Here is a 12,650-nt window from a genome sequence, read left to right on the forward strand (position 1 = left end):
CGATGAATCTGTCGCGTTACCGTTTCATCCTGTCACGGCCCCTGCAACTGCTGCCGGTGCTGTTCGGCATCAGTCTCATCACGTTTGTGCTAGTGCGCTCGATTCCCGGCGACCCGGCGCGCGCCCTGCTCGGCTCGCGCAGTACGCCGGAGGGGCTGCTCAGGGTTCGCGCTCAGTTCGGCCTCGATCAGCCGCTGTGGATGCAGTACTTCTACTTCCTGAAAAACCTGTTCAACGGCGATCTTGGCCAGTCATTGCTGTACAAGGTCGACGCCTTGAAGCTGATCAGCACACGCATCGAGCCCACGCTGTTTCTGGTGCTTGGCAGTGTGCTGCTGGCAATGTTGATCGCGGTGCCGCTGGCCACCGTTGCGGCCCGCAACAAGGGTGGCTGGGGCGACAACCTGATCCGCCTGTTCACCACCGCCGGGCTCGGCATGCCGGCGTTCTGGCTGGGGATCATGTTGATCCTGCTATTCAGTGTGCAACTGGGCTGGTTCCCGGTTTCCGGCTACGGCCGCTCCTGGCTGGACAAACTGCACCACATGGTCCTGCCCTGCCTGACCATTGCCCTGGCGTTATCGGCGGTGCTGGTACGCAATCTGCGGGCAAGCATGCTGATGGAGTTGCAAGCCGACCATGTCACGGCAGCCCGGGCTCGCGGTCTGTCTGAAGACGCGGTGTTTCGTCGGCATGTGCTGCCCAACTCACTCGTACCCGCCGTCAACCTGCTGGCGGTGAACATCGGCTGGCTGATCAGCGGCACAGTGGTCATCGAGAGTCTGTTCGCCATTCCCGGGATCGGCCAGTTGTTGGTCCGAGGTATCTTTACTCGTGACTACATGGTGGTCCAGGGCGTGGCGATGGTGCTGGCCTGCGCCACCGTGGCGGTAAACTTCCTCGCTGATGTGATCACGGTAGCCATCGATCCACGGGTAAAAATCCGATGAGCAGTCAGGCAACGACGGTTCCCCGACTGAACCTGCGCCTGGGTTTGCGCAACCCTCGATTGGCAATGGGATTGGGCCTGACAATCCTGCTCGGTTGGCTAGTGCTGGCGATCTTCGCGCCCTGGATCGCGCCCTTTGATCCCATCGCCCAGAACACCGATATTCGCCTGCTGGCCCCGCATCTGGCCCACCCGTTCGGCACCGACAATTTTGGCCGAGACGTCTTGTCTCGAGTGATCTGGTCGGCCCGCATCGACTTGCAGCTGGCAGTGATCGGGGTCATTTTTCCGTTTCTGATCGGCACCTGTGTCGGGGCCTTGTCCGGCTATATTGGCGGGCGTTTCGATACGTTCTGCATGCGCCTGATCGATATCATCCTGGCCTTCCCGTTCCTGGTGTTGATGCTGGCGATCATGGCGATCCTCGGCCCCGGCCTGATGAGTTTCTACATCGCCATGGCCCTGGTGGGCTGGGTGTCCTACGCGCGGTTGATCCGCTCGCAGATCCTGATCCTCAAGGAAAGCGATTTCGCCCTGGCCGCCAAAAGCCTCGGCTTCAGTCATGGGCGCATTCTGTTTCGGCACCTGCTGCCGAACGCGATGTTCGGCTCGATCGTGTTTTCCATGTCCGATGCGGTGCTGGTATTGCTCAACGGCGCGGCGGTCAGTTACCTCGGCCTCGGGGTTCAACCACCGACTGCCGAGTGGGGCACGATGGTCGCCGAAGGCCAGAGTTTCATTACTTCCGCCTGGTGGATCTGCACCTTTCCGGGATTGGCGATCGTCACCCTGGCCATGGGCTTCAGCCTGCTGGCTGACGCTGTTGCCGAACATCTGGGTGAACGCTCATGAGTGCGCCTGTGCTGAAGGTCGAAGAGCTCAGCGTCATCGCCCGTAAGGGTGAGCACGAGGTAACGCTGGTGGATCGCTTGTCCTTTGACCTGGCCGAGGGTGAAGTACTCGGACTGGTGGGGGAAAGCGGCTCCGGCAAAACCATGGCTTGTCGCGGTTTGATGAGGCTGCTGCCGTCGCCGAACCTGCGAGTCGAAGGCACAACCGTGCAACTGGCCGGGGAAAATCTGTTGCATCTGGACGAGGCCGGCATGCGTCGCATGCGTGGGCGTCAGCTGGGAATGATTTTCCAGAACCCCAGCAGCCATCTCGATCCTTTGATGCGCATCGGCGAGCAGATTGGCGAGGGTATTCGTCTGCACCAAGGCGCCAGCAAGCGCGAAGCCCGCGCCCAGGCCATCGACGTACTTAGGCAAGTGGGCATTCCCGATCCGCAGCAACGAGTCGACTGTTACCCTCACGAATTTTCCGGCGGTATGCGTCAGCGAGCGATGATCGCCGTGGCACTGGGTTGCAACCCCAACGTGCTGATCGCCGACGAACCGACCACCGCCCTCGACGTTACGGTGCAAGCGCAGATCCTGCGCCTGCTGCTCGATCTTCGTGACCAGCGTGGCCTGTCAATCATCTTGATCACCCATGACCTGGGGGTCGTTGCCCAGACCTGCGACTCGATTGCCGTGATGTACGCCGGACGCTTGTGCGAGCACGGCAACAAACACGAAGTGCTGGCGTATCCACGCCACCCTTACACCGCTGGATTGATCGACTGTCAGCCGGCCACCAGTCACGGTCACGCATTGCTCAAAACCATCGCCGGGCAACCGCCCCTGCTTGATGCCCTGCCCCAAGGGTGTCGCTTCAATCCGCGCTGCCAGCAAACCGGCAGCCAATGCACATCACTGATGCCGAGTTTGCAGCCCGTCAGCCATGGACACCGCATCGCTTGCCATTACCCCTTGGCCGTCGGAGACCGCTCATGACCCTGCTCAAGGTCAAGGATCTGCAGGTGCGCTTCGCCGCGCCAGGCACTGGTCTGCTGGGCATGAACCGGCAATGGCTGACAGCCGTCAACGGCGTTTCGCTGACCCTCTCGGCCGGGGAAACGCTCGGGCTGGTCGGCGAGTCGGGCAGCGGTAAAAGCAGCCTGGGGCGGGCGATTCTGCACCTTAACGAGATCTACGCCGGGCAGGTGCTGTTCGACGGCATCGACATGGCCCACGCCGGGAAGGTCGACATCGAGCGGCTGCGTCATGAGACGGCGATGGTTTTTCAAGACCCTTACGCCGCTCTCAATCCACGCCTGAGCATCGGTGAGACCCTTGCGGAAGTGCTCCGGGTACAACGCAAGGTGCCACAATCGCTGATTGCCGCCCGAGTCGATGAACTGCTGACGCTGGTTGGTCTGCGACCCGAATTGGCCTCGCGCAAACCGCACGCCTTGAGCGGCGGCCAATGCCAGCGTGTCGGGATCGCCCGCGCGCTGGCCGTGGAGCCGCGCCTGATCGTCGCCGATGAATGCGTGGCCGCGCTGGACGTGTCCATCCAGGGGCAGATCATCAACCTGCTGCTGGAGCTGCGCCAGCGCATGAACCTGGCGATTGTGTTCATCGCCCATGATCTGGCGATCGTTCGCCGGCTCTGTGATCGGGTGGCGGTGATGTACCTGGGCAAGATCGTCGAAGAAGGCCCCGTGGAGGAAGTATTTCGCGCCCCGCGACATCCTTATACCGCCGCGCTGATCCAGTCGATTCCGGAAATCGATCCGGCCCGGGCGCTACCCATCGACCCGTTGCCCGGAGAACCGCCCAGCCCTTTGCAGCTGCCATCCGGCTGCGCTTTTCACCCGCGCTGTCGCTACGTTCGTCCCGCTTGTAGCCAGGTGGCGCCCCCTACCCGTCAACTCGAAGCTCGCCGTTATGACTGCGTGCTCGAGGAGCCTCTGTTTTAAAAAACCACGTACTCATCAAGAAGGAGTTTGACCATGAGATCCAGGCATTTGAAATTGCTCGCCGCGGCCACATTGACGGCTTGCACCCTTGCCAGCGGCATTGCTCAGGCGGCCGGTGTACTCACCATCGGTTGCCGTGAAGAAAGCACCACGTTCGACCCGATCAAGAGCGCGCAAAACCGCGATACCTGGGTGTTTTCCAATGTCTACGACACACTGATCCGGGTCGACAAGGCCGGCAGCAAGATGGAACCCGGCCTGGCTGAAAGCTGGAAAGTCTCCGACGATGGCCTGACCTACACCTTCAAAATGCGCGCGGCGAAGTTCTCCGATGGCTCGCCGATCACGGCCGATGATGCGGCATTCAGTCTGTTGCGCACTCGCGATAACAAGGCCTCGCTGTGGAGCGATGCCTACAAACTGATCGACACGGCGAAAGCGGCCGACCCGCGTACCCTGGTCGTTACCCTGACCACCCCGTCGGTACCGTTCCTCTCGCAACTGGCCTCGCCGACCGTGTCGGTTCTCTCGCAGAAGGCCATGACCCGTATGGGCGAAGATGCCTATGCGCAAGAGCCTGTGGTCTCAGGGGCATTTTTTGTCAAAGAGTGGCTGCGCGGCGACCGCGTGAAGCTGGAGAAGAACCCGCATTTCTGGCAGGCCGACAAAGTCAGCCTGGATGGCGTGGAGTGGATTTCCATCCCTGACGACAATACCCGGATGCTCAAGGTGCAGGCAGGTGAGCTGGACTCAGCGATCTTCGTACCGTTTTCGCGCGTCGATGCGCTGCGCAAGGACCCCAACCTGACTATCCACTCCGACCCTTCTACTCGGGAAGATCACCTGTTGATCAACCATGAGCACGGTCTGCTGAGCAAGCCTGAAGTACGTCAGGCACTGGACATGGCGATCAACAAAAAATCGGTGGTCGATACCGTCACCTTCGGCCATGGTCAGGAGGCTTACTCCTACATTCCCAAGGGCTCGCTTTACCACTACGCCGACAACTTGAAGCGTCCATTCGACCCGGCCAAAGCCAAGCAGATGCTGAGCGATGCCGGCGCAGCGGGCATGAAGCTGAATTACGTGGTCAACGCCGGCAACGAAGCCGATGAGCAAATTGCCGTGCTGGTTCAACAGCAACTGGCGGCCGTCGGTGTGACCGCCACCCTGCAAAAGGTCGACCCCACCCAGAGCTGGCAGATGCTGGTCGACGGTGACTACGACCTGTCTGTGATGTACTGGACCAACGACATCCTTGACCCGGACCAGAAGACCACCTTCGTTCTGGGCGACGACACCAACATGAACTACATGACCCGCTACAAGAACGACAAGGTCAAGAATCTGGTGTCAGCCGCCCGAGTGGAAGCGGACCCGGCCAAGCGTGAACAGATGTACGTCGACCTACAGAAGGTCGCCAAACAGGACGTCAACTGGATCGACCTTTACTACAGCCCGTACATCAACATTTCGCGCAAGAACATAGAAAACTTCCAGCAGAATCCGCTGGGACGTTTCTCTCTTGAAGAAACAGTGAAGAACTAAGCAATCGTTGCATGGAAAACAAATGGACCTCTTTTCAGAGGTCCTTTTTTTATACCTGGAGCAGGGATTAAAACCCCACATCCAGCACCACACTGTCCAGATAGGTTCCCGGTGACGGCGTGCTCTGGTCTATGTAGATTTTGGCGTTGTAGTTGAAGATCTGACTGCCCGTGCCCAAGCCGTTGCCGGGGTTGACCTCGGCATCGGAACTGGTGCGACGGGCCGTGCCGACGCTGCCCCAACGGGTGGTTCCGGCGCTCTTGAAGAGGTCATAAGCCAGGTAATTGCTGCCTGAGATCATCCGCCTGCGCCCGCCCACGCCGTCAGCATGTTGACCATCGTCCAGCCCCACCGTGTACGCACTGCCCTTGGTGCAGGCCAGGTTGATCGTCTGGCCGGTGACGGTGGCGAAGGAGCTGATTACCGAAGCGCTGCCAAAGCTGATGTTCGGCGCAGTGATCGTGCAGTCGTTGTCCACGGTCATATTCACAGTCAGGCTGGTGGAACCGCTGTTGATGTCTCGCCCCTGGCAACTGCCACCGCCACCGTAGTCATGGCAATAATCCCAGCTCCAGAAAATATTCAGGGTTTCAGAATAGATCCCGGCCGCCACGTTGCTGCCGATAATCGTATTCAGGTAGATCGGTAGGGCCTTGGCAACCGCTGGATTGGAAAGCAGGCCGAGGGCATCGATGATCGAGTGTCGGGCAAAGTCGAACGCTACGCCGCGAGTGATCGGATAGCTGGTGCTGTTGTTGGCAAACAGCGTGTAACCAATCACATCACTGGTTGGCCCGACCGCTCCTGCAGTTGCCGACGTAATGGTGGCGTAAAAATGATCATCGCTGACCAATGACGACGCCAGCGAACCGGTGCAACTCAAACCGGCATGGGAGGTGGAACTGGTTTGCAAAGTAGTACGCACCGCGATCGAACTTAGCGAGCCAAAACCGGCCGGTGAAGTACTGGCCACTTCGCACAAGGCATAGGCCTCACACGGCAGAAAAATCGCCATCAGCCTGATCACTTTACCCGGCCACCCATCAGAAAATTGCACACCCATCTCCCTGTTCTATTGGCGATTCATTGACACAGCAGCGGCCCGATCAACGGCACCTGATCCTGTTGCATGTCCAGCGTGAACTGCGCCTGGCAAGTCCGGCCATCGGCCAGGGTCACCTGCAAACTGTTATGCGCTTCCAGGTTTTCCAGATAGACCAGCCCGTCCCAACCGACCACCGCGTGCGTCCCGCTCTGCTCGTGCCGCACGCGGCTGCCCAAGGGCAATTCGTGTTGCTGCGCGTCCACCAACACAACACTCGCGGCAATGATCCGGCTCAGAGGAAACTCCAGCAGGTAGCCACTGCCACGGCGCACCGCCACGCGTTGTTCAACATTCGAGCTCTGCACATTGGTCGGCAGGTTCAGTGGATCGATTTCATATTTGCCGCGATAGTAGGCGCTGCTCCACGGCACCAGCAGATGACCGTTTTTATCCGTCTGGCCCACCCGTTGATTCTCGTAACGCACCGGAATATCGGCAAATCCACCGGTGCTGACCACGACAAAGGCATCATCGATACGATTGGCGACGAACACTTGATGGTCCATCCACACCAGCGAACCGCTGGCATCGGCCCAGCGGGTCTGGGCATCACTGCTGCCGTAAACCCCAGCCTGCAACTGCACCGATTGCAGGCGCCAGGTCAGGTCGGCCTGACGATAATCCGGGCCTTCGTCGTGGGCATAACCGAGGTTGAAGCCCACGCCGCCGGCGCTGGGCACAGCACGACTGTAATTGACGCGCTGGCGGCTTACGCCGGTCTTGCTGCGCTCGCCACTCATACTCAGGGTGCCACGCAGGTCGAACGGGATGACCAATTGAGCCTGCATCGCCCAGTCGCTATCGCCGATCTCGCGATTGGCCGACAAGTAAAAACTGGTATTGCGCCACAGTGGCTTGCTCCAGGTCAGATTGAGTAGCCGGGTGCGCGAATCATCCGCCGCCCGCACATCGAAATAGCCCGCGCCGAGGCTGCCCCAGCCGTAAAGACTGACGCTCAGGGTCAACTGCTCGCTACGCTGGCTGAGGCTGAGATAAGGGCTGTCGACAACAGTCAGGTCGGCGTATTGGTCGCGGCGCTGCATGCGCTGATAAGAAACGCTGTAGTGCTGGCTGCTGTATTGATAACCAAGGCTGACTTGCTGACCGCTATTACCGTCGAACCGGCTTTGACTGACCGCCGTGTTGAGCACACCGAAATTGCTCAGGCGCAGGTTGCCGCCAACGCCACCAACGGCCAGCGCGTCCGAGGCTTCGGCGTGGGTTTCGAGGGTCAAACTGTCGTTCAGACCGTAACGCAGGCTGCCGGAGGTCACACCCGGGCCGTAACCGAAATCCTGAATCCCGAAGTCACGGCGCAGGCTACCGGCGGCCACCGAGAAGTCCATCAGGCCTTTTTGCAGCAGGTTGCTGGTGACATAGAACGGCACGGTGGTCGAGACCTGTCGGCCGAGGGCATCGGTCGTGACCACCACCGCCTCGCCCGCACCGTTGATGAACGGAATGTTGGTCAGCGTGTAGGGACCGGGCTGCAACTCGGCGCTGCTGGACTTGTAGCCGTTGATGAACAGGTCGACCGATGAAGGTACCGCCGCTTCCCCGGCGAACTGCGGCAACGGGTAGGTCACCAGGTCTGGGCGCACGCCGAAATCGCGCGACACTTGCACACCGCCCAGGCGCACCGAACTGCTCCAGGGCAAGGCGCCGCTGACCAGATCGCCCGCCTCGTAAGTCAGCAGACGTTCATCATCGGAGTACCGCCAGGTGGTGTCGTAACGCCGATAACCGTTGTTCAGTGTGCCGTTGCTGATTCCGGAAATCGTGCGTCGGTATTGCCCGGTGTTGGACAACGTGCCCCAACTATCGAATAGCCGCACCTCGTTCCAGGCCGCGAGGTAGGTGCCGCTGTCATCGGTGTCGTTGAGGTACAGGTCGTAGTTGAGCAAGGCGCCGAAACTGCTCAATGCCACGGTGCGTGGATACGCCTCACGGCTGCCGACAAACTGCTCCGGCAACCAGTCCGGCGGGACGGTTAATAACAGCCGCTGCCCCTGACTGTCATAGTCACTTTGCAAACCTTGCAGACTGTCGAGGGCGACCTCGGCGCTAAGGTTTTCCGGCAGCTTCATTCCAATTTCACGTAACACCGCGACCGGCATAAAGAAGCGACCGCCGCGCTGCTCCACCGCCACCACACGCCCGGTATTCATTTGGTTGACGACCAGTTCCAGAAACAATTGCGCATCGACAATCGCCTCCATGCCGCTGGGGGCCGCCGGCAGGTCTCCCGCCAAGCCGTGGCGGGCGAATACCAGACAGCACATTCCAATCGCGGCCCACAGCGGACGCTTGATACCACGAGCCCGATCCTGGCTCATCACCGCTTTACGTCCGTCAATGGACATTCCTTACTGTGGCGATCAAGAGACGCGCACAACACCTGTGGCTAGGGGGCTTGCAAGCTCCCTCGCCACACTGTTCCCATCACCGGGCTATCACCGCGCCGGCGCAATACTCTGAACCTGCGGCGCACCATTGACCCGTACTTGCAAGGCCTGATCCGCACTGATCGGTCCCGGTGTCGGCCACCGCATGATCGCCCCCGGCAGCACATAACCGAGCAATCCCTCAACCAGCGGCCGTGTCTGACCGCCCTGCTTGAACGCGACATCGGTCAGCCGGGCATGCACCGCGCCCTGATTGCGCACCTCCAGGTAGGAACGGCCATCAACCGCCACTTTGCGCCAGCTCAGATCAGGCACACCGGCGCCTTTGGGGTCGCGTTTACGGTTCATGTCTTCCTTGCTCCACAGACCGGCGCCATAGGCAAACAACGGCACCGAATAGCGCATTTGAAACCGGATGGCCGCAGCGGTTTTGCCATCCTCGGCCGTCACCGGTCGGGCCGCCGGGATTTCATCGATAATGATGCGATAGGCCAACTCTTGCCCCGGCGGTATATCGCGGGTACGGGTCAGGCGCACGAGTTGCTTGTGCCCGGGTTCGATTTTCGCTACCGGCGGGCTGCCAATGACATCGCGCTGGTTCTGATACTGATCGCTGAAACCACTCTGGCTCCAGGCAAACACCCGGATCTGCAGATTCGCCGTCTCGTTGCCGCGATTTTCCAGCCACAGCGCACTCGCCTGTTGATCGGCCTCCAGCACCGGATCGATCGGCCAGATCAGCACCGAACTGGCCGCCTGCACCTTGACCCCGCCCAGCAATACCATCGCCAGCACAGCGCAACGCGCGACCGGTAACCTGCGCAAAGGTGAATACATAGGCCCTACTCCTTATGCCCGAACGACCGAGCTACCACGACAGCTGCACCTGCAGTACGTCGCTATAAATTCCTCCGGGCTGATCACCCGGTAACTGCACTTGTGCGTAAATAGGCAATCGGATGTTGTTCGCATCGCTATAGGCCACGGCCACGCTCTGACCGATGCCCAAGCTCTCACTCAAGGTGGCGTCACTGAATAATTGATAGGCCACACGGGCACTGCCGTCATCAAGCTGCAGGTGCCGCCCGTTGCTGTTGTACTGGCCGCCATCGACGCTCATGTTCAGGCTCACGCCCGGCGTGCATTGCAACTGCATGCCGTCGCTCAATTGCACTTGAACAGTGTTGGTCGCCAACGCCGATTGAGTGCCGAAATCGAGGTTGCCGTAAGTGGAAACCCCGCCCATCACCTGACATGCCGCTGTCACTGTCGCGCTAACCTGAAAACTCTGACTGGTGCCCGCCGCCAGCGGCAGAGGCAAACCAGTCGCGCCGATCAGGATCAGCGCGGCAGGACTCCATTGCACTAGAAGGTCAATACAACGGCGACAGCGTCCGAGTAGACGCCTGCGGGCAGGCCGGCCTTGCCCACGGCCTTGCCGTAAATATTCACCGTCTGCGCTACCCCGGTACTTTCTGCGAGTGTGATCACCCCGTCGATCGCCAGGACCTGCGTACGACCAGAATCGGTGTACAGGTCGTAAGGCACGAAGTTGGTACCATCATCGGTCAGTGCGCGGGTGCCACCGACAGATCCGCCGTCATTGGCGCCAGCACCGACGGTGACGGTCGGTAAGGTGCCGCTGGAGCAGAGAATCGACAGTGCGCCACCGCCGCCAGCGAGCACCGCCCCGTTCGCGGTGGTGAACAGACTGCCGGTGGTGCCGAAGTCCAGCACACCGAAGTCCACCCCGGTAGCCCCGCCGGGGGCACCGTTGATCTCACAGCTGCTGCTGAGCGTCATGCTGGTGGTGATCTGGCCGGCAGATGTGGCTGCCTGAGCATTGCCGGCCAGCGCCAGAACGAGCGCTGATAAACCAATCCTTGATACGAGCTTATGCATGATGTCCATCCTCTGGGTTTACCAATCCAGCGTGACCGTCAGGGTGTCGGTATACACCCCTGCGGGAACCGCGCGGGTATTCGCGACCACCGAGCCAAATACCGGGATTGGTACCTGACCTCCATGGGTAACAGCGAAATTGCGTTGTTGACCGATGCGGTAACTGTCGCCACCGGAAGCATCGAGGAACAATTGATAAGGGATGGTCTGGGTACCATTGCTCAGACGCCGCGTGGTGCCGTCGCCATGGGTGCCGCCATCGATGGTCACGGTGAAACCGGTGACCGACGGGTTGCAGGAAACTTCCAGCGTGCCGTTGCCGGCATCACTCAGGTTGGCGTTGATCGGGTTGGTCCAGGTCGGACCTTGCGAGCCGAAATCCAACAGGCTGAAATCACCGACCGGACTGCCGGCGCTGTTGGTAATGTCATTGGTCACTGCACAACTGGCGATGATGGTCAGCCGCGCATCAATCTGACCGCTGATCGCCGCTTGCGCCTCCTCAGCCAGTAGTAAAACTGTGCCAAGGGTCATTACCACCCAACTCTTCATCGTCTTGCACCGATCCTAATTCCATCAGGATTCAAACATTGGCCGTCCGCTTGCGAACGACGTTCCTTGTGCTGCCCGAATCCATCGGGCAGGGTGTCACTCAATGCCTTGCTGCCTTGCTACCAGCTCACGGTCACTTTCAAGAGATCGGAATAACGGCTGACGCGGGGGATCTCGGCCAGCCGTTCGATACGGGCATACAGAGGCAAATCCACCGTACCTGAATCCGGCACCCGCCCACTCAAGAGCACATTCACCGGCAGCGGAATCTGCCGTGCGGCGTCTTGATAGAGGCGATAAGGAATGGGTTTGCTGTGCTCTGCACTGCCTGCCAGATAGCGGACCTCGCCAACGCCGCCATGCAGGCCGCCGTCGACCTGTAATTGGTAAGGGGTATCGGGATTGCATTCCAGGCGTGGCAGGCGTGTATCAATCAGTGCTGCGCTCAATGGCCCTGCCGGATCGTCCAGGCGGGCGGTGGTGCCGAAGTCGAGGACGCCCAATTGCTCGATACCCGCCTCACGCTGTTGGCCAACCAACTGGCAACCGCGCTGCACATTGACCCGGACCTCAACCTGAAGCTGCGCCGCCAGCGCTGTCGCACTGAGCATTGTGCTCATGACTGCCAAAACCCCGAGTCCGTTCAAATTCCCATTCCCTTTAAGGGGTTATTCGCAGGCTGAGGTTAGCATTCAAGGGGGAAACAATACGTCAAATCCGCACCTTTGCGACGAAGGGACATATTTCGTGTTTATCAGGGTATCGGCAGGATTTCAGAAGGAAAAAACCGTGCTTGACCACGGTCTTCAAGGTCAAAAGGTGACGGTGGCTGTCATGGTGTCGGCATAGGTGCCCGGCGGACTAAGCTGCCCCGCCACCACCCGACCATAGACCGGGATGACCTGGACGGCGCCGCTGCCGGTTCCAGTGATGAGACCGGTGCCACCGGTGTCACCCCAATTGGTCGCCCGAGTGACGTCCGAGTACAGCGCATAGAACAGAATGCCTGCGGGAGTGCCGGACATCTGCCGGGCTGTCGCGGTGCCGCCACTCGTCCCGGCACCGAGGCCGACACTATAGGCCGTCGTGTTGGTGCAGTTGACCGATAGACTGGACTCGGCATCGGCTTGCACACCTGTATAGGCGCCGAAAGCCAAAGGAGAGGCAGTGATCCCGCAACCGGCCACGATGCTTGCGGAAACGGTGAAGGTTGCAGTGGAGGTAGCTGAAATAGCCGGAGTGGGTAACAGACTGAGCGAAAAAACACTGAGGATGCCGATACGGGCGAGAATGCCCCTATCGCGCTGCATCCGAGTTTTCTTGCCTGGCAGCGTGTCGTTACTGGCCCAACGGGGATGTGAGGAGGTCTGCGTGCAATGCAAAAAC

At 60.1% G+C, this 12,650-nt stretch carries 13 protein-coding genes; 5 read left to right on the plus strand and 8 right to left on the minus strand.

The window, feature by feature from the left end:
* Window positions 1-2 precede the first annotated feature (2 nt).
* The 5 genes from KVG95_RS10055 to KVG95_RS10075 are packed head-to-tail and all read left to right on the plus strand — an operon-like array spanning window position 3 to window position 5,300.
* Window positions 3-950, plus strand: coding sequence for an ABC transporter permease (locus KVG95_RS10055; RefSeq protein WP_038983062.1), 948 nt, complete (start codon window positions 3-5; stop codon window positions 948-950).
* Complete coding sequence (locus KVG95_RS10060; protein ID WP_217856103.1) at window positions 947-1,801, plus strand: ABC transporter permease; 855 nt, start codon at window positions 947-949, stop codon at window positions 1,799-1,801. Before KVG95_RS10055 ends, KVG95_RS10060 begins: the two co-directional genes overlap by 4 nt.
* A complete protein-coding gene (locus tag KVG95_RS10065; protein ID WP_217856105.1) occupies window positions 1,798-2,784 on the plus strand; it encodes an ABC transporter ATP-binding protein in 987 nt (328 codons plus the stop codon). Before KVG95_RS10060 ends, KVG95_RS10065 begins: the two co-directional genes overlap by 4 nt.
* Entirely contained in the window at window positions 2,781-3,752 is a 972-nt protein-coding gene (locus KVG95_RS10070; RefSeq protein ID WP_217856108.1) for an ABC transporter ATP-binding protein, read from the plus strand. The genes KVG95_RS10065 and KVG95_RS10070 overlap by 4 nt, the downstream gene beginning before the upstream one ends.
* Before the next feature lie 33 nt (window positions 3,753-3,785).
* A complete protein-coding gene (locus KVG95_RS10075; protein ID WP_217856110.1) occupies window positions 3,786-5,300 on the plus strand; it encodes an ABC transporter substrate-binding protein in 1,515 nt (504 codons plus the stop codon).
* 67 nt (window positions 5,301-5,367) lie between these two features.
* Here the strand turns inward: KVG95_RS10075 and KVG95_RS10080 are convergent, their stop codons facing one another.
* The 8 genes from KVG95_RS10080 to KVG95_RS10115 all read right to left on the minus strand — a co-directional run bounded on the left by KVG95_RS10080 (window position 5,368) and on the right by KVG95_RS10115 (window position 12,574).
* Entirely contained in the window at window positions 5,368-6,315 is a 948-nt protein-coding gene (locus KVG95_RS10080; protein WP_437180791.1) for a Csu type fimbrial protein, read from the minus strand.
* A 68-nt stretch (window positions 6,316-6,383) separates the two neighbouring features.
* The gene (locus tag KVG95_RS10085; RefSeq protein ID WP_217856495.1) at window positions 6,384-8,741 is read right to left on the minus strand and encodes a fimbria/pilus outer membrane usher protein; all 2,358 of its coding nucleotides are present in this window, start codon (window positions 8,739-8,741) and stop codon (window positions 6,384-6,386) included.
* A 117-nt stretch (window positions 8,742-8,858) separates the two neighbouring features.
* Window positions 8,859-9,647 (minus strand): fimbrial biogenesis chaperone, encoded by a 789-nt coding sequence (locus tag KVG95_RS10090; RefSeq protein WP_217856114.1) that lies wholly within the window; start codon window positions 9,645-9,647, stop codon window positions 8,859-8,861.
* Window positions 9,648-9,678: 31 nt separating this feature from the next.
* Complete coding sequence (locus KVG95_RS10095; protein WP_367616739.1) at window positions 9,679-10,176, minus strand: Csu type fimbrial protein; 498 nt, start codon at window positions 10,174-10,176, stop codon at window positions 9,679-9,681.
* Window positions 10,176-10,712, minus strand: coding sequence for a Csu type fimbrial protein (locus KVG95_RS10100; RefSeq protein WP_217856116.1), 537 nt, complete (start codon window positions 10,710-10,712; stop codon window positions 10,176-10,178). The genes KVG95_RS10095 and KVG95_RS10100 overlap by 1 nt, the downstream gene beginning before the upstream one ends.
* Window positions 10,713-10,730: 18 nt before the next feature.
* Complete coding sequence (locus KVG95_RS10105; RefSeq protein WP_217856118.1) at window positions 10,731-11,264, minus strand: Csu type fimbrial protein; 534 nt, start codon at window positions 11,262-11,264, stop codon at window positions 10,731-10,733.
* A 119-nt stretch (window positions 11,265-11,383) separates the two neighbouring features.
* Complete coding sequence (locus KVG95_RS10110; RefSeq protein ID WP_217856120.1) at window positions 11,384-11,884, minus strand: Csu type fimbrial protein; 501 nt, start codon at window positions 11,882-11,884, stop codon at window positions 11,384-11,386.
* 192 nt (window positions 11,885-12,076) lie between these two features.
* A complete protein-coding gene (locus tag KVG95_RS10115) occupies window positions 12,077-12,574 on the minus strand; it encodes a Csu type fimbrial protein (protein ID WP_217856122.1) in 498 nt (165 codons plus the stop codon).
* Window positions 12,575-12,650 lie beyond the last annotated feature (76 nt).

Origin of the sequence: Pseudomonas farris (assembly GCF_019145235.1) — a bacterium.
In the GTDB taxonomy this organism is placed as follows: Bacteria; Pseudomonadota; Gammaproteobacteria; order Pseudomonadales; family Pseudomonadaceae; genus Aquipseudomonas; species Aquipseudomonas farris.

Coding starts and splice junctions, on each gene's coding strand:
- KVG95_RS10055 (WP_038983062.1), top strand. CDS start 3: ATGAATCTGTCGCGTTACCGTTTCATCCTGTCACGGCCCCTGCAACTG.
- KVG95_RS10060 (WP_217856103.1), top strand. CDS start 947: ATGAGCAGTCAGGCAACGACGGTTCCCCGACTGAACCTGCGCCTGGGT.
- KVG95_RS10065 (WP_217856105.1), top strand. CDS start 1,798: ATGAGTGCGCCTGTGCTGAAGGTCGAAGAGCTCAGCGTCATCGCCCGT.
- KVG95_RS10070 (WP_217856108.1), top strand. CDS start 2,781: ATGACCCTGCTCAAGGTCAAGGATCTGCAGGTGCGCTTCGCCGCGCCA.
- KVG95_RS10075 (WP_217856110.1), top strand. CDS start 3,786: ATGAGATCCAGGCATTTGAAATTGCTCGCCGCGGCCACATTGACGGCT.
- KVG95_RS10080 (WP_437180791.1), bottom strand. CDS start 6,315: ATGGCGATTTTTCTGCCGTGTGAGGCCTATGCCTTGTGCGAAGTGGCC.
- KVG95_RS10085 (WP_217856495.1), bottom strand. CDS start 8,741: ATGAGCCAGGATCGGGCTCGTGGTATCAAGCGTCCGCTGTGGGCCGCG.
- KVG95_RS10090 (WP_217856114.1), bottom strand. CDS start 9,647: ATGTATTCACCTTTGCGCAGGTTACCGGTCGCGCGTTGCGCTGTGCTG.
- KVG95_RS10100 (WP_217856116.1), bottom strand. CDS start 10,712: ATGCATAAGCTCGTATCAAGGATTGGTTTATCAGCGCTCGTTCTGGCG.
- KVG95_RS10105 (WP_217856118.1), bottom strand. CDS start 11,264: ATGAAGAGTTGGGTGGTAATGACCCTTGGCACAGTTTTACTACTGGCT.
- KVG95_RS10110 (WP_217856120.1), bottom strand. CDS start 11,884: ATGAGCACAATGCTCAGTGCGACAGCGCTGGCGGCGCAGCTTCAGGTT.
- KVG95_RS10115 (WP_217856122.1), bottom strand. CDS start 12,574: ATGCAGCGCGATAGGGGCATTCTCGCCCGTATCGGCATCCTCAGTGTT.